The organism is Sediminibacterium roseum (assembly GCF_009939005.1).
In the GTDB taxonomy this organism is placed as follows: Bacteria; Bacteroidota; Bacteroidia; order Chitinophagales; family Chitinophagaceae; genus Sediminibacterium; species Sediminibacterium roseum.
Genome location: NZ_JAACJS010000011.1, coordinates 561,229 through 586,327, shown reverse-complemented (window position 1 = coordinate 586,327; position 25,099 = coordinate 561,229). Strand labels below are relative to the sequence as shown.

Here is a 25,099-nt window from a genome sequence, read left to right as displayed (position 1 = left end):
GTTTTTTTCCCGCCTGTAAAGACCGGCGATTCAGCATTTACTTTTGATGACTCCGGGAGCGGCTTTCAAGCAAAACATTAACAACCACTACCATAAAACAGACGTATATAAATCGTACCTTTTAAAAAAAACAAGATTGGGAGTTTTAAAAACATTGGGAAAGATTGTCGCACTGCTTTTAGTGTGTGGCCCGTCTTTTTCGCAAAACTATCTGGAGTTTATTGAGAACAGGGGGCAGTGGGATAAGCAGATCAAATTCAGAGGCGATCTTTCTACCGGTTCCTTCCTTTTACAGGCAACAGGTTACCGCGTGGCGCTGTATAACCACGAAGACCTTAACCGGGTAAGCAAAGTCGGACACGCACACGGCAACACAACTTCCTCCGGTGCAGATAAACAAACACAGTCGAACAGGCTGCCCGATGTATTGACGCCCGGTAAAGACGACGGCGGCGGTGCCAATGCTGTTTCAGTGATCAGGGGGCACATGTACGAAATGCGTTTCCTGAATGCGAATACCAACCCGCAGATCGTTCCCGACAAGGCGCAGGTTACGCTCAACAATTTTATTTACGGAACGGACTCGACCAAATGGGTGAGCAATTGCAAAACCTATCTTGGTGTAACGTACAAAAACGTTTACCCGAATATCGACGTGCGTTATTATACGGCCAATGGCGTTCTCAAATACGATTTCATTGTTCATCCCGGCGGCGATCCATCGCGCATAGCGATGTATTTCGATGGCGCGGATGAATTGAAAGTGAAAGACGGCATACTCAACATCAAAACATCTGTTGATGTGGTAAAAGAGATGCAGCCTTATACCTACCAGCTCGCCAACAATACGCGAACCGAGATCCAATGCAGTTATGAAGTGAAGGGCAACATCGTCCGTTTCCGTTTATCGGATTATGCAAGGAACGCGACACTGGTGATCGATCCATCCGTTGTGTTCTCAACGTTTACCGGCAGCCGTGTAGACAACTGGGGTTATACTGCAACCTACGATGGCGCAGGAAATTTTTATGCGGGCGGCATCGCTTTCGGAACGCCGAATTCAGGTTTCCCTGCAAGCAACGGCGCGTTCCAGACAAGCTACCAGGGTGGAACCAATACGGGCGAGGGAAAAGGGTTTGACCTTGCGATCATGAAATTCGATCCTACAGGCGCCAACAGGATCTACGCAACCTACATTGGTGGCAGCGGCAACGAGCAGCCACATAGCATGGTGGTGGATGCGGCGGGTAACCTTGTTATTGCGGGTCGTACCACCTCAACAAATTACCCTGTGCGCGGCGCGCTCCAAACGTATGGGGCCGGCGGGGGATGGGATATTTTTGTGACCAAGCTCAATGCCAACGGAACCGACCTCGTGGGTTCGGTAAGGATTGGTGGAACGGGAGACGATGGCGTGAACATCAAACACAAATATTCAACAACACGTACCGCCGGTGTGGAATCGATCAACCGCAACTATGGCGATGATGCGCGCAGTGAAGTGATACTGGATGCTGCGGGAAATATCTATTTTGCTTCCTGCACACAATCTGCCAACTTTCTTACCACTGCCGTATCCCCGCAAACAACCCTGGCCGGCGCCAATGCCGGGGGAAGGGCGCAGGATGCGGTTGTGCTTAAACTAAGACCCGATCTGTCGGCCGTGTTGTTCAGTGTTTTGTTTGGCGGTACGGACGACGACGCTGCCTTTGTACTTGCCCTCAGCCCGCTTACCGGGAACCTTTTTGTAGCCGGTGCAACGGCAAGCAGTAATTTCCCGGGTAACAAAACCGGCGTAAAATATTCAACGCTCCAGGGCGGTGGCGGAGACGGGTTTGTTACCGAGTTCACACCAAACGGGAACATGGTGCGCACCGGCTATTTCGGAACGGCAGGTATGGATGTTATTTATGGGATCCAATTTGATAAACTCGGTTTTCCTTACATCGCCGGAACCTCAACCGGTTCCTGGCCCGTTGTGAACGCGGCGTTCAGTCAACCATCCGGCCGGCAGTTCATCGCGAAGCTGCGGCCCGATCTTTCCGATTTTGTGTATTCTACCGTTTTCGGATCGGGGCTCGCCGTTCCAAACATCTCACCAACAGCGTTCCTCGTGGACCGTTGTGAAAACGTATATGTATCGGGATGGGGCGGATCGGCCAATACATCAGACAATTTTCCAAGCGCCGGAACAAAGGGTCTTTCCGTAACACCGGATGCCTACCAGAAATCGACCGATGGAGATGATTTCTATTTCTTTGTGCTTGCCAAGAATGCACAATCGCAACTCTATGGAAGTTTCTTCGGCGAGAACGGCGGGTTTGGGGAACACGTTGATGGCGGTACGAGCCGCTTCGACCAGAACGGTGTGATCTACCAGTCTATGTGCGCCAACTGCGGAAACAGCGGCGGTTTTCCAACCACACCAGGCGTGTGGGCAAGCCGTAATGGAACGGTGGAGGGCTGTAACCTCGCGGCGATCAAGATCGCGTTCAACCTGGCAGGGATAGGAGCAGGGCTGCGTGCCTCTGTAAATGGTGTTGCACACGATACCTCGGGATGCGTTCCGCTAACGGTGGATTTTTCTGATACGCTGGCAATGGGACAAAAATACATCTGGGATTTTGCCGATGGCACAGCGCCTGTTACCACCACCACGCCGAGTGTATCCCATACCTTCAATGCCGTAGGTGTTTACCGCGTAAAACTGACCGCGGTAGACTCAAACAGTTGCAATGTTGCCGATTCTGCGTACGTGACCATGCGTGTGCGGGATGATGAGGTGGCGATGGGATTCAATGCAACCAAATTACCACCCTGCTCATCGCTCGGATACCAGTTCACCAATACATCCACTGCAAAAAAACCTTTTACCGCAACCAGTTTTATCTGGGATTTTGGCGATGGCACGAGAACCGCGGGTGGTGGCGGATCGGTTACACATACCTATGCGGCACCGGGAACCTACAATGTGAAGTTGGTGCTTGTTGATACCAATTATTGCAATGAACCCGATAGCCTCATCAAACAGATCAGGATCTCCACCAATGTGAAAGCGCAGTTTACTACACCGGCGTTCGGTTGTGCGCCGTACAACGCGAAATTCACCAACAGCTCGTTGGGTGGCGAACAGTTTATCTGGGATTTTGGTGATGGCACCACATCCACCCAAACCGATCCGGAACACCTGTATCCCAATACAGGAACCTACCAGGTTTACCTTATCGCCATCGATCCGAACACCTGTAATGTGCGCGACACATCGGCCGCATTTACGATAACCGTAAGCGGTAATCCTACGGCATCGTATACCTATACACCCAATCCTACACAACCCAACACACCGGTCAGCTTCCTTAACGCCTCGGTTGGTGGCACGCGTTTTAAGTGGTTGTTTGATGATGGGGATTCATTGGTTACCATCAGGCCCGATACAACGGTCCGTCATTTTTACAATGCCACCGGAACCTACAATACCTGCCTGGTTGCATACAACAATGCCGGTTGCACAGATACAACCTGCCAGCCTATTTCGGTAACCGTGAACGCACTGGTAGACGTGGCCAACTCGTTCACACCAAACGGGGATGGCATCAACGATAAGATTTATGTACGTGGGTACGGCATCGCAAAAATGACGTGGACCATTTACAACCGCTGGGGTGCCATCGTGTACCAGAGCACCGACCCGAATGAGGGATGGGACGGAAGAACAAACGGACGTTTACAGCCACAGGAAGTATACCATTACGCATTAACGGTTGAATTCGGAAGCAAGGAAAGGGCAATCAAAAAAGGCGACATCACATTACTCAGATAGAGCGATAGATATGAAGTGGAAACAGAAAATAGTATTGATTTTGTTACTTGCCACCGGCGTGGCAACGAATACGCGTGCGCAGGATCTTAACTTCTCACAATATTTCAACGCACCGCTGATCGTTAACCCCGCAAACACAGGGTTCAATCCTGATTTTGATTTCAGGATCGGCGGTAATTACAGGAACAAATGGGGCCTGAGCCCAAGCAATCCTTACAGGACCATGAGCGTATGGGCGGATACCAAACTGTTCCAGGACAGGTTTGAGAACGGGTGGCTGGGCCTGGGCGGATACCTGCTCAAAGATGCAGCGGGCGCAGGAAGTTTGTCGGCCACCAGTGGTTTTGCCACCATCGCCTACCACCAGATGGTGGGCTACAACAGCCTGCTCAGCGGCGGTTTTGGTTTGGGTTACACGGCAAAACGGATCGACATCAGCAAACTCACTTCGGATAATACATGGAACGGAAGTTTCTTCGATGCAAACATTCCCTCCAATGAACCGTATGCAAACAGCCAGGCATCCTTTCTAGACCTGCAGGTGGGATTGAACTATGCTTACTTCGCATCAGACAAAGTTTATTTCAATGCCGGCGTAAGCATCGGCCACATCAACACCCCGCGTGAAAGTTTTTTCGATCCTTCGGTATCCGACGGAAGGATCGACCGCAGGTATTCTGCATTTGTGAACGCAAGCATCAAACTGCAGGATGTATGGATCGTAAACCCAAATGTGTATGTAAGCAAAATGGGAGGCAACTGGGAAACGGTTGTTGGCTTCAACGCAAACCGCGATCTTACCGGCAACGGGGTGAGCCAGTTGATACTCGGCCTGTACTACCGCAATAAAGATGCGTTCATACCCATGGTAGGTTACCAGGTAAGCGATCTTAAATTCACCATCAACTACGACGCCACCGTTTCATCCATGGCCGCCAACGGCACACGCGGGGCCTATGAATTGTCTATTGTAAAGAGCGGGATCTTCCCTTCCAGCGCGGGAAGGGCGGTGAAGTGCCCAACGGTTAAATTCTGATGTAAAATAAGAATAGGATCAGTAGGTGTTGTGCTTTCGACATTGTTCCTGAGAAGTAGCTATTCTGATGAGAGGCGCCAAATTACCCGGCGCTAATTACTGTTCATACAGGTTTTTACCCCTGGATAAACAGTATCAATTTGTTTATATTCATCGGAAAAAATCTATGAACATGAAAGCAACGAAAGCGCCTGATTTATCGAATTCGCGATTTACACATTTTTTTGTTTTTTCTTTATTTTTCTTCACGATTCCCTCAACAATCAACGCTCAACTAGGTAAAGGCAATTGGTTAATTGGCGGTAACGCCAGTTTTTCTAATACCAGTTATACAGGTTCAAGCGTACCTAACTACAACCAATCCTACTTACAAATTTCACCTGCGGCGGGACTTTTCCTTGGTGAAAAGCTAGCTGTTGGCCTGCGACCAGGATACTCTCATGTGTATACAAATACAGGTTCGTCAAAGACCAGCGCTGACATTTTTAACATCGGGCCTTTTTTACGTTATTATTTTCTGGAAGCTGCCAATCGGACAAACATTTTCGCCGAGGTTGGCTACTTGTTTGAATCAAGCAAAGAGTTAGGCAACCCCTCTTCAAATTCGAGTGGGTTTAATATTATGGCAGGCCCCGTTGTTTTTCTAAATCCGAATGTCGGAATTGAATTTACTGTCGGTTATAAAAGGATGGCATACACCGGCGGGGGGAACATGGCATCAAACGTTGTGCAGGTGGGTGCTGGTATCCAGGTATACCTGGAAAGGAGCAAGTCCTTATAACCAAAATATACAAACTATGAAAAAACCTCTCCTGCTCATCGCATGTTTGACGTGCGTTATCGGCAATCTCTGTGCCCAAGTATCAACGGTCATTGATTACAGTGCATGGAATCCTGGCTCCCCTGCTTGTAATCTGTTTGGAAGTACAGCAGCTGTTCCGTGTACAGTCGGCGGCTCTAGCTCCACAATTAACCACATTACGAACGCCGGGCAGCCAGTCTAGAACTCCGTCGAAAAAACGGTTGATCTTGAGTGTACAACTTCTGGCGGAAACACGACGGGAACACAGTTTGAGATTTTTTATTCATTTAAACCCGGTCATAAATATGTGATAGCGGTGAACGCTACTTACATAAGTAGTACGGGAACAGGCACACCAACACTGGTTTTTACCCCAAATAATAGTGGTAATGGAAATAACAATGCATGCGGGGGACAGCAAGTAGTTGACCCTTCTACAAGCGGCAACCTGGTTTTTGGAGCTGGTATTAACCTTTCCGGTTATGCCAATTATACCGTTGGTACCGGACGGATTACGAGTAGCCTTTCATCCATGACGGTTCGTGCTGTATCTCCCAGTGGATATAAGACCATATTGATTAAGAAAATCACGATCAGCGAAAACGAAGATCCGGTCTTTATAATTTCTCCGGCATCAAACACATTATCGTGTGGGTCTGGGGCACAGACTTACACTGTAAGTAATATTTATGGGAATACTGGGACGATATCTTATAGCTGGAGTCTTGGACCCAGCAATGGCTGGGAGCATTCCGGGAGCGCAGCCCCTTCGACTATTTCGACATCGACTAATTCGATCTCTTTGACCCCGGGCTCAAGTAGTACATCGCTTTCAAATGTGAGTTGCACCGTTTCGCTCAACGGACACAATTACAGTGCCGGTACAAGCGTCACAACATACAATACAGATTTAAATATCACAGGATCAACTGAAGGCATGTGCTCGGGAGAAACGCGCGCTCTTTCCGTTCCAAGCATTCCTGGTGTAAGTTATTTATGGTCAACGACAGCAAGCCTAAGTTCAAGAACGCCTACTTCAAGCTCAACAATCATTGACTATGTGAGCGATGATGCAAATGGTGCGGTGTATGTGATGATCACCGGTGCATGCGGCGCAGCACCGTTCACAAAAACCGTTGGCCTTGTCGCAGGGTTTGCCCCTTTCTGGTCGTCTCTAACACCTACCTGGGTAACCGGGCCAGATACCGTTTATCCCTATAGTTATGCGCCTTTTGAATTCCATACTCCTCCCGGGTATCCACCAGTTACATTCTTCTGGCGTTTCCCTTCAGGATCATCTTGGTCGCTAAACTATGGACAGTACTCTGGTGCGATCTCTACAACTTCGGGGCCGCTTGGCTCGGGACAAGCTATTACCGTCGATGTTACCGGCTGCGGGGTGACAAGAGACATATTTAAATATTGTGAAGTCGCTTATGGTGGTGATTGGGAGCCTGACGCGATTATCAAAGGGAGCTCCAAAGCTACTGCGCGGAAGGAAGAGTCCGATGTTGACAAAACGAATTCACTGAGAACTGTTTCGATTACACCGAATCCTGCCGGCGATTATGCAGTTATCACCCTTAAACAACCACCTGGAACAGTAGAGAAATTCAAATACATCAGGGAAGTACGCATTATTTCTAGCGGCGGAAGCGTTATTAAAGCGATTCCGTTTCATGGAAATTTATCCGTTCAGCGCATATCACTATCCGGAGTTCATTCGGGAATATATATGGTTCGTGTCTTCGACGGAAGATCAAGCCACAACGCGAAGTTGATCGTTGCGAAATAAAGTTCGGGAGATAGCACATGAGGCTGTATCAAAAGTCCGATACAGCCTCTTTTTATTCGGGTACCTGATGGGGAAGATTTTCATTTACGCGATTCTCAGCGCACTTCATTTTACTTTTGATACCGCGTCTTCTTATTTTATTATAATATACACTAATCTTCATCATCGTCGTCTCCATCGCTCCGCAGCGTGTAGTTTCCATCCTTGAAATATTTCCTGTATTTATCGTTTACTTCCTTTGACTGTTTCTTTCCGTTGATGAACATTTCGTGATCCTTTATCTCGATCCTGAACCGCTCGTTTTTGTTGATGAGTTTGTCTTTCTCCAGTTCATCCGTAAATTCTTTCAGTTGCTCCAGTTCTTTCTTTGCTTTATCGATGCCAAGCTTTGCAGCCTTTAAACCCAGCGCCACACTGTTTTTGATTAAATCGCCGTTCATAAGTGAACTTGCTTTCGCAGCTTCCACTTCTGCACGAATGGATTCTTTGTTGATCTTTTTCAGTTCTTTTTCAACTTCCCTGCCTGCGTGCCGGATGTCGGCGTTCACGCCGTCCCAGTCCACTTCTTTGAGCGCTGTCTTAACTTCTTCGTTGATCTTGTCGAAATTGATGTTTTTGATCTCATCCATGGCCGCCTGCAGTTCTTTGTTCATTTTGCCGAGGTCGATCTTGAGGCTCTTGTCGAGTTCCGCCATCGCACGGTCCACTTCCTGCATCGCTTCATCGATGTCTTTGATCTTATAATCTCTTTTGTACGAATACGACCGCTTGCGTACCGGGGTGGTATCGGCATCGTCTGCATATTCGAAGCCCGTTGAATACTGGTGAACCGAACGCATGGAATCCGATTTTTTCCATGCCACAAAAGTTACGGCAACGCAGGCGAGGAGCGCGAGCGATAGCCACCGGGTGTTTGCTTTTTTCATAGTGTGTTTTATTTGGTGATCTTAGATAGACGAATAATTTCGTAGTAAATGTACGATCAAGTTCGTATTAATGGTTACCGTTCATCAACTTTTTTTCGGTGACTGAACTGGGGAGATGGCATTGAAGCAACAATTCATCCGGTCTGACCCCTGTTATTCTTCGTGACAATCCTTTACGGATCACAACAGCCCTTACCCGGGGGCCACCAAATTTTTACACACTATTCACCACTCGCTATTCACCATTCACTATATTGCAGCACAACGCCTTTAACATGAAATACCTGCCTTTGAACCCGGCAATTTTTATCAATAACAGGAAACGTTTTGTAAAAGAAATGCTTCCCAACAGCATCGCTGTTTTTGTGAGCAACGACGAGTTTCCTTCCAATGGCGATGCGCTTCACCCGTTCAAACAGAACACCGATCTTTTCTGGCTCAGCGGCATCCGGCAGGAAGATTCGATGGTTATTCTGTTCCCGGACAACCCCGACCCCAAATACCGCGAAGTGCTGGTACTGGTTCGCCCGAATGAACTGAAAGAAAAATGGGACGGCAAGCGCCTGCGCGCCAAAGAGGCCACGGCCACTTCGGGTATCTCAACCATTGTGTGGCTCGATACCATCGATGCGCTGTTGCAGGCATGGGTACACCTGGCAGACCATATTTACCTCGACACCAACGAAAACGACCGCAAAGCGGCGCACGTGCGCACCCGCGATTACCGCTTTGTGGATGAAATGGGTGCCGCCTACCCGCTGCACTCTTTCCAGCGCGCGGCCAGGATCATGCGGCAGTTGCGGGCCATCAAAACAAAAGAAGAAATAGAAGTGGTGCAGAAAGCCATCGATATAACCGAGGTTGCCTTTCGCAGGCTGCTGAAATTCATCAGGCCGGGCGTAGCGGAATACGAGATAGAAGCGGAGATCTTCCACAGCTTCCTCAGCCAGCGCGCAACGGGGCCCGCTTATGGAAGCATCATCGCTTCGGGTGATAATGCACGCACGCTGCACTATGTATCCAACAACGGTACCTGTAAAGACGGCGAATTGATCTTGATGGATTTTGGTGCCGAATACGGTTATTACAACGCCGACCTTACCCGTACCGTTCCTGTTAACGGCAAATTTTCAAAACGCCAGAAAGAAGTATACAACGCCTGCCTGCATTTGCACAATTATGCAAAAAGCATTTTAAAGCCGGGGATCTCTATTGTTGATTATACGGAAAAAGTGGGAGAGGAAGCCACCAAACAATTCATCAAAATTGGCCTGCTCGATAAATCGACCGTGAAGAACGAAGACAAAGACAACCGCGCTTACCGCAAGTACCTGTACCACGGCATTTCCCATCACCTCGGGTTGGATGTGCACGATCTTGGAACAAGAACCGAACCGGTAAAAGCAGGCATGCTCTTTACCATCGAACCCGGCATCTACATCGAAGAAGAACAAATGGGCATCCGCATTGAAAATAATTTCTGGATCACCAAGAACGGCAATATCGACCTGATGAAAAATATCCCGATCACGGTAGAAGAAATTGAGCGCCTCATGAAGAAACGTGAAGCCTGAATTGGCCGCCGAGGCCGGTGAATAAATAATACGAACCAATCACCGGTAAACACCCACCAAAAATTCAATCCATGAAACAGATCCCGAACCTATTCACCCTCCTCAACCTGTTCTGCGGATGTATTGCCATTGTGTGCATCATGCAAACGGGGCTTACCATTTCGGTTGACGGTTACGGAGAAAATTTAGTGGTGATCCCGGAAAAGATCTACGTGGCCAGCATCTTCATCGGCGCCGCTGCGGTGATCGATTTCCTCGATGGGTTCGTGGCGCGCCTGCTCAAAGCCTCTTCGGAAATGGGCAAACAACTCGATTCGCTCGCAGACGTTGTGAGCTTCGGCGTGGCCCCCGGCCTGATCGCTTACCAGTTCCTGCGCCTGTCTTTTGCGCAACAGGCAGACGGGCTCGACATAAACCTGCTGTGGCTGCTGCCCGCATTTATTGTTCCCTGCGCCGGGGCCTACCGCCTGGCGAGGTTCAATATAGATACCACACAGTCGCACGGCTTTAAAGGCGTTCCCATACCGGCGGTGGGCTTGCTGATCGCTTCATTGCCATTGGTGTACTGGTATTCCGGTCGCGATGCCGTTACGCTGCTGCTGATGAACAAATGGTTCTGGTATGGCGTGGTATTCATCACCAGTTACCTGATGGTTTCAACATTGCCGATGCTGGCGATGAAATTCAACGGGGTATCGGTAAAAAAATTATTGCCTTTCCTCATACTTGCAGGTATTTTACTGGTATCGGCCATTGTTTTCGGATGGCTGGCGGTGCCCGTCACTTTTATTGCGTATGTAATTCTATCTTTGCTGTTCAAACAACCAGAACCATGACCTATAATGTTCAGATCAAAGTAATGCCGTTGAAAGACCTTCTCGACCCACAGGGTAAAGCTGTATTGGGCGGCTTACAGAATTTAGGCCTCGGCGCAGTAACGGATGTACGCGTTGGTAAGCACATTACCCTGCAGGTAGATGCCGACACCGAAGCCCAGGCCAAATCGATCGCCGAAGAAGCCACCAAAAAATTACTGGCCAACCCGGTGATGGAGTTTTTCGAGATTGAAATGATCAATTAATAAAGTGTGGAGTGAGGGCGTTTGATCCAGCTCCAGGCACCCACTCCTCACCAAACGACAAACTCCTTGCTCTATCTTGTTCCCACACCGCTCGGAAACCTCAAAGACATCACCCTTCGGTCGCTCGAAGTGTTGCAGCAGGTGGATGTGATATTGTGCGAGGATACACGTACCTCTTCGCGGCTGCTGCAGCATTACAATATCCAGAAACCTGTTTCGCCGTATCACCAGCACAACGAGCACAAAATTGTTACGCATATTGTTGACCAGCTCCGCGCCGGCAAAACAATGGCGCTGGTTACCGATGCGGGAACGCCCGGTATTTCAGATCCTGCATTTCTCCTGGTACGCGAGTGCATCAAACAGGAAGTGAAAGTGGAATGCCTTCCCGGTGCCGCCGCTTTTGTTCCCGCATTGGTGAACAGCGGCATCCCCACCAACCGCTTTTGTTTCGAAGGATTTCTTCCGCTCAAAAAAGGAAGACAAACACTATTGAAAAAACTGGCCGAAGAAGAGCGTACCATGGTTTTTTACGAGAGCCCGATGCGCCTGGTAAAAACACTCGAAGAGTTCATACAGTATTTCGGCCCCGAAAGGGAGTGTTGCGTGAGCCGCGAGCTTACCAAAATGTTTGAGGAAAATGCGCGCGGCACACTGGCAGAAGTGGCTGCACATTTTAAAGCGAAAACTGTAAAAGGGGAGATCGTGGTTGTGGTGGGTGGAAAACCTTAAAGAACAACCCCGGAAATTTAAACGGCGGTTCGGGGTATATTCAACAATCAACCGTTGTTCTACTTCAGCTCGATCACTTTCAGGTCGTCAAACAAAAAAGACACGGTACCCGCTTTCCCGAATGCGGTCTGTTTGAACCGCATCATGTGCAGGAACGATTTGACCTGGGCCTGCAACTTTTCTATAACCTGCCTTAGATCCAGGCCCTTGTATTCCTCTTTCTTCAACTGCACATATTGGTAACCCTTCGGTCCGGCGCTTTTGTTTTTCCATTCGCCAATGCCGATGAAAAGGTGTTGCATCGGGTCTTCATCGCCCGAACCGGATCCAAACACCGTCACTTTGTATTGCACGGGTTTACCGGTAACAGGCGTATTGGCAAACGTAAAGAACCAGTTGCTGAGGCTTACCGGTGGTTTTTTCTCGTCGGCCGATGAGGGTGGCGGAACATCTTCCTCTTCATCAATGATTACATTCATCTTTTTGGTTTTGTGGGTTTGCGCATCAGCCGCGTGGAGGGCAAAAATTGCGGCCATCGTTAACAGCACCGGGATTATTCTCATAGCATATTGTCTGTAACGAATATACAAATAATTTCATGTATGCTTTTGCCGCGCTGCATTTTGTTCCCCACCCGCCAGTCATTTTTTCTGCTTGTTTTCAGGATAAATTCCTGAACTTGGGCAACACAAAAACTCCCGGAATACCATGAGAAGATTTTCGAGCTTGCTATTATTGTCGTTGTTTGCGGCCATCTCTGTGTCGGCACAGGCCGACCGCTGGCAGCAACGCATCAAGTATGCGATCAATGTTGACGTGAACGTGAACACCAACCGTTTTACAGGAACGGAAAAGATCGATTACACCAACAACTCTCCCGATACGCTTACACGCGTATTTTTTCACTGCTACTGGAACGCGTTCCAGCCCGGCAGCAGCATGGATGTGCGCAGCATGGAGCTTGGCAAAACGAGGATCAACGAACCTTCGAGAAGAGGCGACGGACTGGATTGGGATGCGCGTGTAAAGGACCGCATCAGCAAACTGAAACCCGACGAGATCGGGTACCAGCACGTGCGCAGCATTAAGATCAATGGTGTTGAGCAACAGATGAAGGAGCATGAGACCATTCTCGAAGTGGTGCTCACCAAACCCATTCTTCCGAAAAGCAAGGTAACGATGGACCTCGCGTTTGAAGCGCAGGTGCCCGTGCAGATCCGCAGGAGCGGGCGCGACAACGCAGAGGGCATCCGTTACAGCATGAGCCAATGGTATCCTAAAATGGTGGAATACGATTACCAGGGATGGAACGCCAATCCGTACATCGCCAGGGAATTCTATGGCGTATGGGGCGATTTTGATGTGAACATCACCATCGACAAATCATACATGGTAACGGCGGGCGGCGACCTGCAGAACGGCAACGAAACCGGTTTTGGATACGAATCGCCGCAGGCAAGGATCAAAGCGCCAACAGGGCCCACGATCACCTGGAAATGGCAGGCATACAATGTGCACGATTTTGTGTGGTGCGCAGATCCGAATTATAAAATGATCACACGCACCACCGCCAACGGCCCGTTGATCCGCGTGGTATACAAAGCGGTCGACTCGCTTGAAGCAAGATGGCAGAAAGTAGCAGACTCAACAGCGCTTGCGTATCCCATCATCGCAAAAACATTCGGCGCCTATCCATACAAAACATACACCTTTATTCAAGGTGGTGATGGTGGAATGGAATACCCGATGGCTACGCTTATCAAATCTGCCAGCATCGGAACGGCATTGCACGAGTGGATGCATACCTGGTACCAGATGCTCATGGGCTCCAACGAATCGCTGTACCCGTGGATGGACGAAGGCTTCACCGATTACGCAAGCACAAGGGTGATGGCCGAAATGCGCAAGTCTACCGGCTTTGCATTCAGGGGTTCTTACAACGGTTATTTCAACCTCGTGAAAAGCGGGCTGGAAGAACCTGCAAGCACGCATGCCGATCATTATAATACCAATTTCGCGTACAGCAATGCTGCATACAGCAAAGGCGCAGTGTTTATGTCGCAGCTGGGTTACATCGTAAGCGACAGCATCCGCGACAAGATCCTGCTTGCGTATTACAACACATGGCGCTTCAAGCACCCGAACCCGAATGACTTCATCCGTGTGGCGGAGAAACTAAGTGGCATGGAGCTCGACTGGTACAAAGAATACTGGATCAATTCTACCAAAACAATTGATTATGGTGTGGGTGATGTGAGCATCAAAGACGGCAAGCCATCCATTCTCATCAAACGCATTGGTAAAATACCGATGCCTGTTGATGTGCTGGTTACGTACAAAGACGGATCACAGGAAATGCACTACATCCCTTCGAGTCTTATGTTCGGCATCAAACCCGCCGAGGGCACGGCGCCAAGAACCGTTCACGAAGAATGGAAATGGACGCATCCCGAATACTCGTTCCCCATCGGCAAATCCATACAGAACATCAGATCCATCGAGATCGACCCCAGCATGCGGATGGCGGATGTGAATAGGGCGAATAATAAAGTTGTTATACCCGAATGACATTTTAATTAGGAATTAGAAATTAGGAATTAGGAATTAATAGTAAGCCGCTCGTTTGAGCGGCTTACTGTTTTGTTGCAGGCTATGATTTATTACCAATTCATCATTTGACGCCGCCAATTCCTAATTCCTAATTTCTAATTCCTAATTATTTGGCTGTGTGTAGTACGTATTTTTCCTCAAAATATTCTTCCGGGAAGATCTTACTGATCGGCATCATCTTGGGGCGGAGGCCGCTTTCGAAAATTTCCTGGGCAAGATCGCCGCCTTTGAGGCAGATGAGTCCGTTGGGTAGTGTTTTGGTGTGGTCTTTTTTGAGAAGCGGTGCGGCCCAGGTCCAGAGATCTTTCAAAGGTGCAACCGCGCGCGATACGGCGTAGTCGAACTTCCTGTTTTTGATCTCCTCTGCGCGTGTATGTTGCGTGGTGATGTTTTTGATCTGTGCGCCCTCGCAAACGGCGTCTACTACTTTTAATTTTTTTGCGATGCTGTCTACCAGGTGAAATTTTACGCCCGGGAAAAAGATCGCCAGGGGCACACCGGGAAAGCCACCGCCGCAGCCGATATCGATCACCTGCGTACCCGGTGCAAAATCCGCGATGGCCGCAATGCTCAGCGAATGCAATACATGGTGCAGGTAAATGCTGTCGATGTCTTTTCTTGAAACCACGTTGATCTTCGCGTTCCATTCTTTATACAGTTCTTCCAGCGCCGCAAACTGTGCCAGTTGTGCGTCTGTGAAATCGCCGAAGTATTTCAGTATCAGGCCCAGTTTTTGCGTGGCGCTTTCCATATGGCAGGTAAGGTGAAAATATAATAAAAGAACATCCAGATATCAAAGAAAAGGAACCAGGGCCAGAGATCTGCCTCGTTGAGTTTCTTCATGCTTTTGTAAAACACAACCGCCTGTATGATCAGCCTTACGCCATACACTGCAAGCGCGATCCACCAGTTGAAGAACACGATCGACAAGGCCAGCAGTGGATAGATGAGGAACAGGCTCAACGAATACAACCCCAATAAAAATTTATGCAACGGTTTGTAATAATTAGCTGTTGTATAGTGGCGGTATTTCTGCGTCATCCAGTCGCCCCAGGTTTTCTTGGGCTCACTCAATGTATGCGTTTCAGGATCGATCACGATGGCCGTGTTGTGCGCATTGGCAACCTGGTTGATGAACAGGTCGTCGTCGCCACTCGGTATCTGGTTGATCGATGAAAAACCCTTGTTGCGCAGGAATACATCTTTCTTGTAACTCAGGTTCCTGCCCACACCCATATAAGGTTTACCCGCCAGCGCATAAGACAGGTATTGAATGGCAGTGTGAAACGTTTCAAAACGGATCAGCTTGTTGAGCAGTCCCGGCCGCTTGTGGTATGCGCCGTAACCCAGAACGATCTCTACATTGTCGCTGTAAGCCCCCTGCATTTCCTGCATCCAGAACTCCGAAGCGGGTGTGCAGTCGGCATCGGTGAGGAGGAGGATCTCGTGTTTGGCGCTGCGTATGCCCATCGACAATGGAAATTTCTTGCCACTGATCATCTTTGCCTCCTGCGTAAGATGAATGTGGTTGATGTTTTTGAATGATTTCTGGAACTCTTCAATAATGTACCTGCCTTCGTCGGTTGAATTGTCGTTCACCAGCACGATCTCGTGGGTGGTTTTATAATCCTGCACCAATACGCCCGGTAAATTTTTGGTAAGGTTATCGGCTTCGTCGCGCGCGCAGATCACAACAGACAACGGGTGCTCGGTGGTGGTTTCGCGGAGCGGCTTTTTGAAAACGGCGAGACGGGCAAAAAAATAGAGATAATAAAAGACCTGGATCGCGATCACCGCACAAAAAACGGCGAATACTATGGTCCAGACAATGGGTGGTATGATCATGGGGCAAAAATAGGGGTTTTGGGAGTTGAGCGTTACCGGTTTGGAGCAGGGTGAAGAAGTTCCTTGTAGCCCGCAATGTTTTCAACCCCGTTTACCCCGTATCAGCGGAAGCTGCAAAAGCCAATTTCTAACGCTCGGCTTCAAAGGCCTATTTTTGCGCCATGGCAAGTTTGCATTTTGATTTAGAAACAACCGCAGCCGGCTCAAAAGCGCGTGCAGGTGTGATCACTACCGATCACGGTAAAATTCATACACCCATCTTCATGCCCGTTGGCACGGTGGGAAGTGTGAAAGCAGTAACCCAACAGCAGCTTAAACAGGATGTGAACGCACAGATCATTTTAGGGAACACCTACCATCTCTACCTGCGCCCCGGAACCGAAGTGCTCGAAGCGGCGGGTGGTTTGCATAAATTCAATCGCTGGGACAGGCCCATCCTGACCGACAGCGGTGGATACCAGGTTTTTTCACTTGCGGCAAACCGTAAGATCAAGGAAGAGGGAGTGATGTTCCAGTCGCACATAGATGGCAGCAGGCATTTATTCAGTCCTGAGTCGGTAATGGATATTCAACGCAGCATCGGTGCCGACATCATCATGGCCTTTGATGAGTGCCCGCCATACCCGAGCGATTACAACTACGCAAAAAAAAGCATGGAGCTTACGCACCGCTGGCTCGACAGGTGTTTCGATAGGCTGGCGGACACGCCCGACAAGTATGGTTATACGCAGAACCTGTTTCCCATTGTACAGGGAAGCACATACAAAGACTTACGGACAGCATCCTGCGAATACATCGCCTCCAAAAATGCGGCGGGCAATGCGATTGGCGGACTGAGCGTAGGCGAGCCGGAAGAAATGATGTACGATTTTACGGCGCTCTGCTGCGATATCCTGCCAAAAGAAAAACCGCGCTACCTGATGGGAGTGGGCACGCCATGGAACATCCTGGAGGGCATCGACCTGGGCATAGACATGTTCGACTGCGTAATGCCAACGCGAAACGGCAGAAACGGCATGTTGTTTACCACGCAGGGCGTGATCAACATACGCAATAAAAAATGGGCATCCGATTTTTCGCCCATTGATCCCGGTCTTCCCTGCGAGCCGAGCCAGTACTACAGCAAGGCCTACCTGCGCCACTTGTTTGTAGCAGATGAATTGTTGGGTCTTACGCTTGCCAGCATCCAGAACCTTTCTTTCTATCTCTGGCTGGTGGCCGAGGCGCGCCAGCACATCATTGCCGGGGATTTTAAAAGCTGGAAGGCAGGGTTTGTAGAGGTGGTGAAGCAAAGGCTCTGACCATAACCCGGACGCCAGGTGACGGGCCTCGTTAAAAAAGCGCATGGCCCGCAACGCATAGCTTGCAGCTTTCCTATCTTTACCCCCGAATGAAAAAACTCGACTGGTACATCCTTAAGAAATTCCTAACGGTTTTCTTTTTCTCTATTTTCCTGTTCGCCATTATCGCGGTGGTGGTAGACATCAGTGAGAAGACGGATGATTTTGTAAAGTCGCAGTTGGGGGTGAGGCGCATCATTACTGAGTATTATTTTGGATTCATCCCGCACATCATCGCGCTGCTTTTTCCTTTGTTCGTATTCATTGCCGTGATCTTCTTCACTTCTAAAATGGCCAACAAAACGGAGATCGTGGCCATTCTCGCGAGTGGCACTTCTTATCCAAGATGGCTGCGCCCCTATGTGATCGGTGGTTTGTTTTTATCGGTAACCCTGTTCTTTGCCAACCAGTTCCTCGTGCCGCGCGCCAACCAGGTTCGCGGTGCATTCGAGGCGCGGTATATCGATGGCAACAACTCCTACAATGCACTGGTGGCCCGGGGGAACAACATTTACCTGCGTGTGGACTCATTTACCTACGCGGGTATTTACGGATACGATACCATGACCAAAAGAGGCGGGCCCGTTTTCTTCTACAAAGTGGAGAACAGCAAGGTAACCGAAAACATGCGCGCCGATGCGATCGGATGGGACACGGCCACACGCAAATGGCGGCTCGAGGCTTTGGTAGACCGTAAACTGCAACCGCTGGAGGAGACCGTAGGCATGGAAGCGCTGCGGGTGATGAATTTTTCTTTCAAACCCTACGACCTCGCCCGCGATAAATACACCAAAGACAAACTCACTTCCCCCGAACTCAGTAATTTCATCAAACTGGAGGAGCTGCGCGGGTCGGAGGGTTTGAACGATCTGAAAGTGGAACTCTACCGGCGCGTGGCCACCTGTGTAACCGTATTTCTTCTTACCCTGATCGGCGCCATCGTGGCCGGCCGCAAAGTGCGGGGCGGGAGCGGTGTGCACCTGGCGGTAGGGTTTGCCGTGGCGGCGCTGTTCATCATCACCGACCGGTTTTCAACGATCTTCTCAACAAAAGGCAACCTGCCCCCGCTCATAGCGGCGTGGATCCCAAATGCGGTGTTTGTTTTTGTGGTGGTGTACCTCTATAGAAAGGCTCCGAAATAGCGTTCTTTCCCGGGAGCAGCGCCGATAATTCAGCCACCGGCTTATGTTTTTGTTACCAAAAAGGCCGGGTCTCACAGCAGGCCGCCCGCAGCTGAAAAAATCCCTCAAAACCTTCCCTTTAAAAGCTAACGGCTAGCAGCTTTTCCGTACCTTTAGCCCTTCAAAAAAATCAGCTTAGTCATGGGAGTAGTTAAAGACAGGTTCAAAGCAAAAGCAGATGCTTCAAATGTGGAGATCAAGGATCTGATCAAGGAACATGGTAATAAAAAGATTGGCGAGGTTACCCTGGCGCAGGCTTACCAGGGCATGCGCGGTATCACAGGATTGGTTACTGAAACAAGCCTGCTCGATGCACAGGAAGGCATCCGTTTCCGCGGCTATTCCATTCCTGAACTACAGGAAAAATTACCGAAAGCACCGGATGGCGGGGAGCCTTTGCCCGAAGGGCTTTTCTTCCTCATGCTGCTTGGTGAACTGCCAACGGAAGATGATGTGAACCACATCACCAATACCTGGCAGCGCCGCAGCCATGTGCCCAATTACGTATTCGCTACCATCGATGCGCTGCCGATCAGTGCCCACCCGATGACGATGTTCGTAACCGCCGTGATGGCACTGCAGACCGAAAGCAACTTTGCAAAAGAATACGCAAAAGGCATCAGCAAAAAAGATTACTGGAGCTCTATCTATGATGATACGATGGATCTGATCGCGCGCCTGCCACGCATCGCCGCATACATCTATCGCAGAAAATACAAGAACAACGAACACATCCAACCCAATGGTCTGCTCGACTGGGCCGGTAACCTGGCGCATATGATGGGTTATGAAGACGAGAGCTTTAAAGAGCTCATGCGTTTGTACATGACCATCCACGCCGATCACGAAGGCGGTAACGTTTCTGCGCATACCACGCACCTCGTTGGTTCTGCCCTGAGCGATCCTTTCCTGAGCTATGCCGCTGGCATGAACGGCCTCGCGGGCCCGCTGCACGGACTGGCAAACCAGGAAGTGATCAAATGGATCTTTGAAATGCAGGAAGAACTGGGTACGGATGATCCGACCAAAGAACAGATCGCCGATTACGTTCAGAAAACATTGGCCGCAGGAAAAGTGGTTCCGGGTTACGGACATGCCGTTCTTCGCAAAACCGACCCGCGTTTTACGGCGCAGATGGAATTCGGGAAGAAGCATATGCCCGATGATAAACTCGTGAACACGGTTTGGAAAATTTACGAAACCGTTCCGCCGATCCTTCAATCGCTCGGCAAGGTCAAAAACCCATGGCCAAACGTTGATGCACACAGCGGCGCATTGCTCGTACACTTCGGGCTGGTTGAATACGAATTCTATACCGTACTCTTTGCCGTGAGCCGCTCACTGGGTGTACTCGCCAGTCTCTGCTGGGACAGGGCCCTCGGCTTCCCGCTGGAACGGCCAAAATCTGTTACCACAGAGTCTGTGAAGTTGTGGCTGGAAGGGAAGGGGCAGATCTGGGATTGATTTCATGGGTGATTGATAATGATATTGATATTAGTCCGTTGAGAGATCAACGGACTTTTTTGTTGCCACAGATTTCACGGATTAACACAGAAGGCGTTCTATAGTTTCAACGATTCTCTGTGTCAATCCGTGAAATCTGTGGCCATAAATTGGGTTGCGCTTTTTTTTATTTCCTAACTTGATAAAAATTCATCCTCATGGGCAAAGCAACCAAAACCCCCGCGAAGAAAGCCACACCGAAAAAGGCCGCACCGAAAAAAGCCGCACCGAAAAAGGCTACCGAAAGCAAATCCATCAACCTCAAATACACCGACAAATCTGCGGGGCAGCCCGAGCTTGTCGAGATCTTTGAGAACATCAAAAAAATGATGGAGCCCTACAACAAAAAGCGTTCGCTGGTGCTGCACGCAGACAAACCCTCGCAGGCCGTTCTGGTAAGCCACAAGGCCGTGGAAATAGAGGGCCGTAAGCGCGATGAGCTTTGGTTCGTGGCAGCATTGGTGCAGAAAGGATACGTTGGATTCTATTACATGCCGGTATATGCGCACACTGACCTGAAAAAAGAATTCAGCGAAGCGTTTGTAAAAGCATTGAAAGGAAAAGCCTGTTTTCACATCAAAAAGAATACCCCAGAGATGATGGCCGACATCAAAAAGGCGATCAAACTCGGTTACCAGGCATACATCGACAAAGGATTTATCTGATAAACACCACCGCCGCCCATGAGTGCCCTCGCCACAAGGAACACAAGAAAGCTTCACCTGAAATTATCTGTATTGATCATACTGGTGGTTGCATTTGCGTATGGTATTGATCCCGCAGGTTTCTTGTCAAAACGCTTTGATTTTTCTGTAGACACTGTAGGATTGAAAAATGTTTTCAGGGCAACCATGGGGTTGTACATCGCCATGTGCGCGCTTTGGGTGACGGGGATTCTAAACGATAAATACTGGTTCGCCGCTACTTGCTCCAATGTTTTTTTTATGGGTGGATTGGCAGCGGGAAGGTTGATCAGCCTGGTTGTTGACGGCTATCCCGGCGTTTATTTTTTTGCAGGATGCTTTGTTGAACTTTTGTTGGCGTGCTGGGGTGTCATTAACCTTAAAAAATATTTGCCAGGTTACGGACGGGAAAGATAAATTCGTCAAAAAGTCGGTTTTGTAAACCATTATCGTTCATACAATGTTTCCGGGAAAGTTTATATCCATTGTGAAAAGCAACAGCGTGAAGCGGCTGCTCGCTGCTTGTCTTGTATTGTTTTGTTTCTCTTTCCTGTTGCAGGAAGATGCGCCCATTTTATGGAAGAAGAAAAACCTGCGCTGGAAAAATTTCAAGGGTGCGCCGGCAACCTCGGGGCCTTTTGCGAAAGCACTTGCTGTTACCAACTCAAAACTAGATCAATGTTATTACCGGGTGGGAGATGAGATCCATTTTGTGATCACGGCCTGGTTCAACCCTGGGCTTTCGTGGGTAAAGGAAGAAGTGTTGCGCGCCGATAGGCGCACAGGCGCAGGTACTGGATCATGAGCAGCATCATTTTGATATGTGCGAACTCTACGCAAGAAAGATCAGGAAATTTCTCAGCGCCGCAGTATTCAAACAGGATACGTACCGCGATGAGATAGCAGATCTTTTCAAAAGTTTTCACGAACAATACCGTGCACAACAAAAGAGGTTCGATAACGAAACAAAAGAACACACTTACACGCAGGACGAATGGACGGAATCGATAGACAGGGAGATGAAAGAGCTTGCCAAATATTCCGACACGGCATTGGTTGTAAAACTTCAATAGATCCTCATTTATACTCATGGCCCTCAAACCCATCATCAACCAGGTTTTTAAATTAAAATGCATGCAGGGCAAAGGCGGGTGGACGTACATCAACATCCCCAACCCACCCCATGCGAAGAGATCGGCTGGTGGGTTGCTGCGCGTAAAGGGATCGATTGATTCGTACGCATTGAAACAGTATAATCTCATGCCAACAGCAGACGGAAACCTATTCCTGCCTGTGAAGGCGGAGATCAGGAAAAAGATCGGGAAGCAGGAAGGCGATACAGTGAGGGTGATTTTGTACGAAGACGCATCCCCGCTCGATATACCCGCCGAATTATTGATGTGCCTGGAAGACGAACCCGAAGCGGGCCGGAAGTTCCACCAGCTTACAGAGGGATACCAGCGAGAGTTCATATCATGGATCAACGCGGCCAAACGAATGGAAACAAGGATTGAGCGCATTGCCAGAACGGTGAACCTTGTTGCGCAGGGAAAAACATTGAGCAAACGCTGAGTGCAATGATCGTTTTTGAATATATTTAAATGATCAATTCCATTACGCATGACAAAAGCCCTGGTCTTACGCATAGCCGGCATCGCCTTCATTATTTTTCAGGTTCTCGGTTATTATGGGAGCATGGGAGTGGACCATGCCCAGGTGCGCGGCTCCGAAAACAGGTTTGCCTATTTTGTCGGTTTCAATTTTTTCCTGATCATTGGTATAGCACTGTTGATCATTTCGTTTTTTGTGAAAAAGAAGAGCCCGCCCGGGAAAGACAATGATGAGGCCGGGAAAAAAGACCCCGAATAATTATTTGCGCCGCATTTTTTGGCTTGGTTTACCGGAAACAATACATTTGTGCTCCTTTGGGGGGTTAGCTCAGTTGGCTAGAGCGCTTGCATGGCATGCAAGAGGTCGTCGGTTCGACCCCGATACTCTCCACTTGATAATCAAAGGCTTACATATAAAATGTAAGCCTTTTTTGTTGCAGGATAAACTTGGGTAAAACCAACTTCAATTTTGGTTAATTCGGTTTAAACAGGGTTAAACTGAAATTATTTTTTTGCAAGGATTTTTTTTCAGTTATTAAGAAGTCGTCTAACTGAGTTAGAATTTTATCATCATTAATCTTTGATGGCATACACGAGTAATGCAGCGCCTGCCATTATGTTTTTTGGTGAAGCCACTACCAATCGGTTTAGTTGCGGTATCCACAAAGAAGTTCGTGCTCCGGATTTGGAAACAATTTTTTCACTTAGTTGATAATTGTCATTAGATAGCCGTTTAAACACATCAATGTTTCCACCTCCGCAGCTCAAATAAAGATTACCGGTTTTCACATCACAAAAAATGTCATCTACATCACTGCTTGTTTCAACAGATGTTTTTGTCTTTCCTGTTTCCGTGTCTATTACTAAAAGCTTTACCGGTCGCCTGCAGCCAATCACCAGGCGGCGATTGACTGCATCTAAATACATTGGAAAATTTGATTTGGCCTCTGTAATTTTCCACCGGTCTGTTACCTGCTGTTTTTCCAGGTCAATGACTTCTATTTGCTGCTTGTCCGGCACGTTTACATATATCTTTTTATGTGGAATATCCAGTTGAAAGGATTCGGGGTGCCCCTCCAGTTTAATATCACCTAATTGCTTAAAAGTATTTGCATCAATGATGGCAATACCTCCATCACCATAACCTACATAAATCATTTTGTTGATAGCATCATAGCGGACATTATCAGCATCGCCTGATAATTGAATAGAAGTTATTTTTTGATAATCTTCTGAACTAAACACGTCACATCTGCCATTACCGCCATTTGCAACAAGTATTGCCTTTCGCTCAGGAATAAAAGCAATTCCCTGCGGCTCGTTCAGGTTTGTTATACTATGAATAGCCTTATTATTTTTTAAGTCAACTACTTCAACAGTATTATTACCCAAAGCGGCAACAAAAATCTTTTGGGCAAAATTGTCAAAAGCCATGTGATCGATGCGCCCATTTACACCGGGTAATTCAACTGATGTGACGAGTGACATAGATTTACCTTGTACCTGCGGCTGCGACTGACATCCCTGTATGCACAATAAAAAAATGCAGGCGGTAATTAGAAGCTTTTTGAATTGCATAGTCACTGTTTTTAATGAGTGTTTGGTTGCTGTCCTTTCCCTGTCTGATCCAATGCAGTGCGTAACCCTTTTGCCAATTGTTCAGCAGGGCCTACACCCCAATAGTGCAAAAAGAATATTTTTGGTTCTTCATGTACCATGTGATTATGCACCGCTACCACTTCAATACCACTTTCCACTAACGCTTTTATAACAGGTGCCACTTCATTTTCCAACATAGTGAAATCTCCGGCTACTGCTGCTTTTTCAGGCGTACCCTGCCAGGCTGCCCATGTATTGAATCCCATAAATGTACTGATGGGGACACCATGTTCGCGAAGAGAAACATCCGGTCTGCCAATAGTATACTTATACACTCCTTTACTCAATTCACCTTTACTTCCGATTATCGCATCGAGCGCGGGAATATTCAGGGTATTGATAACACTATCCGCTTTTGCTGATTTCGGATCTTTTCCTCTTACTTCTTTCACTTTGTCAAAAATGGCTTTGGCGATGGAAGATACTTTACGGACATTTCCAAAACCATCGATATGCATGTACATTACATTCGGCCTGTTGCGCACAAAATGATTGTGAATGGCTGTTATAGATAATCCCTGTGCGATCACTTCTCTTTGCACGGGTGCCAGATCAGTTTCGGATAAAATAATGTCTCCCATCATCATTACGCTATCTGCACATGGAGTAAACGCGATCCAGCTACCCAACCCCATCGCCGGAATGATCTTGAAACCATCTACCATAATGTTCAGGTCGTTTTGTGGGACGGTAATTTTATATTCACCGTTTTTTTCAGCGCCTTTCATGCCTGTTATCTGTTCGATCTGCTGGATATCGAGTTTACTGCCTGGCGGACAGGCAAGCGCCTGCATTTTTGCATCCTGTACACTGCTGGCATTTTTACCACTGTTGCATGTGGCCAGCAATAAACCAGTTAATGCAACAGCCAGAACGATCATTGTTTTAAATAAGGGTTTCAT

Annotated in this window: 24 protein-coding genes and 1 tRNA gene; 19 read left to right on the top strand and 6 right to left on the bottom strand. The window is 48.4% G+C overall.

What is annotated here, in order from left to right:
* Nucleotides 1–136 precede the first annotated feature (136 nt).
* The 4 genes from GWC95_RS07800 to GWC95_RS19970 all read left to right on the top strand — a co-directional run bounded on the left by GWC95_RS07800 (nucleotide 137) and on the right by GWC95_RS19970 (nucleotide 7,453).
* Nucleotides 137–3,820 (top strand): DUF7948 domain-containing protein, encoded by a 3,684-nt coding sequence (locus tag GWC95_RS07800; RefSeq protein WP_237722095.1) that lies wholly within the window; start codon nucleotides 137–139, stop codon nucleotides 3,818–3,820.
* A 10-nt stretch (nucleotides 3,821–3,830) separates the two neighbouring features.
* Nucleotides 3,831–4,856 (top strand): PorP/SprF family type IX secretion system membrane protein, encoded by a 1,026-nt coding sequence (locus tag GWC95_RS07795; protein ID WP_161818126.1) that lies wholly within the window; start codon nucleotides 3,831–3,833, stop codon nucleotides 4,854–4,856.
* Between the two features lie 172 nt (nucleotides 4,857–5,028).
* Nucleotides 5,029–5,637 (top strand): outer membrane beta-barrel protein, encoded by a 609-nt coding sequence (locus GWC95_RS07790; RefSeq protein WP_161818125.1) that lies wholly within the window; start codon nucleotides 5,029–5,031, stop codon nucleotides 5,635–5,637.
* A 337-nt stretch (nucleotides 5,638–5,974) separates the two neighbouring features.
* On the top strand, nucleotides 5,975–7,453 hold the full coding sequence (locus GWC95_RS19970; RefSeq protein ID WP_161818124.1) for a T9SS type A sorting domain-containing protein: 1,479 nt from the start codon (nucleotides 5,975–5,977) through the stop codon (nucleotides 7,451–7,453).
* Nucleotides 7,454–7,605: 152 nt separating this feature from the next.
* Here GWC95_RS19970 and GWC95_RS07780 read toward each other — a convergent pair whose 3' ends face one another.
* The gene (locus GWC95_RS07780) at nucleotides 7,606–8,379 is read right to left on the bottom strand and encodes a hypothetical protein (protein ID WP_161818123.1); all 774 of its coding nucleotides are present in this window, start codon (nucleotides 8,377–8,379) and stop codon (nucleotides 7,606–7,608) included.
* Between the two features lie 275 nt (nucleotides 8,380–8,654).
* Between GWC95_RS07780 and GWC95_RS07775 the strand changes: the two genes are divergently transcribed.
* From GWC95_RS07775 to rsmI, 4 genes are all read left to right on the top strand, one after another.
* Complete coding sequence (locus GWC95_RS07775) at nucleotides 8,655–9,953, top strand: aminopeptidase P family protein (RefSeq protein ID WP_161818122.1); 1,299 nt, start codon at nucleotides 8,655–8,657, stop codon at nucleotides 9,951–9,953.
* A gap of 71 nt (nucleotides 9,954–10,024) precedes the next feature.
* Nucleotides 10,025–10,789, top strand: coding sequence for a CDP-alcohol phosphatidyltransferase family protein (locus GWC95_RS07770; RefSeq protein ID WP_161818121.1), 765 nt, complete (start codon nucleotides 10,025–10,027; stop codon nucleotides 10,787–10,789).
* Nucleotides 10,786–11,034 (top strand): phosphoribosylformylglycinamidine synthase subunit PurS, encoded by a 249-nt coding sequence (gene purS, locus GWC95_RS07765; protein ID WP_161818120.1) that lies wholly within the window; start codon nucleotides 10,786–10,788, stop codon nucleotides 11,032–11,034. The genes GWC95_RS07770 and purS overlap by 4 nt, the downstream gene beginning before the upstream one ends.
* 66 nt (nucleotides 11,035–11,100) lie before the next feature.
* Nucleotides 11,101–11,766, top strand: coding sequence for a 16S rRNA (cytidine(1402)-2'-O)-methyltransferase (gene rsmI / locus GWC95_RS07760; RefSeq protein WP_161818119.1), 666 nt, complete (start codon nucleotides 11,101–11,103; stop codon nucleotides 11,764–11,766).
* Nucleotides 11,767–11,825: 59 nt separating this feature from the next.
* Here rsmI and GWC95_RS07755 read toward each other — a convergent pair whose 3' ends face one another.
* Entirely contained in the window at nucleotides 11,826–12,245 is a 420-nt protein-coding gene (locus GWC95_RS07755; protein WP_161818118.1) for a hypothetical protein, read from the bottom strand.
* 229 nt (nucleotides 12,246–12,474) lie between these two features.
* On the opposite strand from GWC95_RS07755, the gene GWC95_RS07750 reads away from it, so the two are divergent.
* Entirely contained in the window at nucleotides 12,475–14,334 is a 1,860-nt protein-coding gene (locus GWC95_RS07750) for a M1 family metallopeptidase (protein ID WP_161818117.1), read from the top strand.
* A gap of 148 nt (nucleotides 14,335–14,482) precedes the next feature.
* Here GWC95_RS07750 and rsmG read toward each other — a convergent pair whose 3' ends face one another.
* Both rsmG and GWC95_RS07740 read right to left on the bottom strand, forming a co-directional pair.
* Nucleotides 14,483–15,127, bottom strand: a complete 645-nt coding sequence (gene rsmG, locus GWC95_RS07745; protein ID WP_237722094.1) for a 16S rRNA (guanine(527)-N(7))-methyltransferase RsmG — start codon at nucleotides 15,125–15,127, stop codon at nucleotides 14,483–14,485.
* Nucleotides 15,097–16,221, bottom strand: coding sequence for a glycosyltransferase (locus GWC95_RS07740; RefSeq protein ID WP_161818116.1), 1,125 nt, complete (start codon nucleotides 16,219–16,221; stop codon nucleotides 15,097–15,099). The genes rsmG and GWC95_RS07740 overlap by 31 nt, the downstream gene beginning before the upstream one ends.
* A gap of 161 nt (nucleotides 16,222–16,382) precedes the next feature.
* Here GWC95_RS07740 and tgt point away from each other — a divergent pair, with 161 nt between their 5' ends.
* The 10 genes from tgt (at nucleotide 16,383) to GWC95_RS07690 (ending at nucleotide 22,929) form a co-directional block, all read left to right on the top strand.
* A complete protein-coding gene (gene tgt, locus GWC95_RS07735; RefSeq protein ID WP_161818115.1) occupies nucleotides 16,383–17,522 on the top strand; it encodes a tRNA guanosine(34) transglycosylase Tgt in 1,140 nt (379 codons plus the stop codon).
* A gap of 89 nt (nucleotides 17,523–17,611) precedes the next feature.
* Nucleotides 17,612–18,703 carry an LptF/LptG family permease gene (locus tag GWC95_RS07730; RefSeq protein ID WP_161818114.1) on the top strand — a complete coding sequence of 364 codons (1,092 nt, stop codon included), beginning with the start codon at nucleotides 17,612–17,614 and terminating at the stop codon, nucleotides 18,701–18,703.
* Nucleotides 18,704–18,883: 180 nt separating this feature from the next.
* On the top strand, nucleotides 18,884–20,206 hold the full coding sequence (locus GWC95_RS07725; protein ID WP_161818113.1) for a citrate (Si)-synthase, eukaryotic: 1,323 nt from the start codon (nucleotides 18,884–18,886) through the stop codon (nucleotides 20,204–20,206).
* A 197-nt stretch (nucleotides 20,207–20,403) separates the two neighbouring features.
* The gene (locus tag GWC95_RS07720; protein WP_161818112.1) at nucleotides 20,404–20,910 is read left to right on the top strand and encodes a DUF1801 domain-containing protein; all 507 of its coding nucleotides are present in this window, start codon (nucleotides 20,404–20,406) and stop codon (nucleotides 20,908–20,910) included.
* Nucleotides 20,911–20,928: 18 nt separating this feature from the next.
* A complete protein-coding gene (locus GWC95_RS07715; protein ID WP_161818111.1) occupies nucleotides 20,929–21,345 on the top strand; it encodes a DUF4345 domain-containing protein in 417 nt (138 codons plus the stop codon).
* A gap of 70 nt (nucleotides 21,346–21,415) precedes the next feature.
* Nucleotides 21,416–21,733, top strand: a complete 318-nt coding sequence (locus tag GWC95_RS07710) for a hypothetical protein (RefSeq protein WP_161818110.1) — start codon at nucleotides 21,416–21,418, stop codon at nucleotides 21,731–21,733.
* A 16-nt stretch (nucleotides 21,734–21,749) separates the two neighbouring features.
* Entirely contained in the window at nucleotides 21,750–22,001 is a 252-nt protein-coding gene (locus tag GWC95_RS07705; protein ID WP_161818109.1) for a hypothetical protein, read from the top strand.
* A gap of 16 nt (nucleotides 22,002–22,017) precedes the next feature.
* Nucleotides 22,018–22,500: a YdeI/OmpD-associated family protein gene (locus GWC95_RS07700; protein WP_161818108.1), complete on the top strand. Its 483-nt coding sequence runs from the start codon at nucleotides 22,018–22,020 to the stop codon at nucleotides 22,498–22,500.
* A 48-nt stretch (nucleotides 22,501–22,548) separates the two neighbouring features.
* Nucleotides 22,549–22,797, top strand: a complete 249-nt coding sequence (locus tag GWC95_RS07695) for a hypothetical protein (RefSeq protein ID WP_161818107.1) — start codon at nucleotides 22,549–22,551, stop codon at nucleotides 22,795–22,797.
* A 58-nt stretch (nucleotides 22,798–22,855) separates the two neighbouring features.
* A tRNA-Ala gene (locus GWC95_RS07690) sits at nucleotides 22,856–22,929 on the top strand.
* Nucleotides 22,930–23,111: 182 nt separating this feature from the next.
* Here GWC95_RS07690 and GWC95_RS07685 read toward each other — a convergent pair.
* The gene (locus tag GWC95_RS07685; RefSeq protein WP_161818106.1) at nucleotides 23,112–24,116 is read right to left on the bottom strand and encodes a YncE family protein; all 1,005 of its coding nucleotides are present in this window, start codon (nucleotides 24,114–24,116) and stop codon (nucleotides 23,112–23,114) included.
* A gap of 11 nt (nucleotides 24,117–24,127) precedes the next feature.
* The gene (locus GWC95_RS07680) at nucleotides 24,128–25,099 is read right to left on the bottom strand and encodes a DUF1259 domain-containing protein (RefSeq protein WP_161818105.1); all 972 of its coding nucleotides are present in this window, start codon (nucleotides 25,097–25,099) and stop codon (nucleotides 24,128–24,130) included.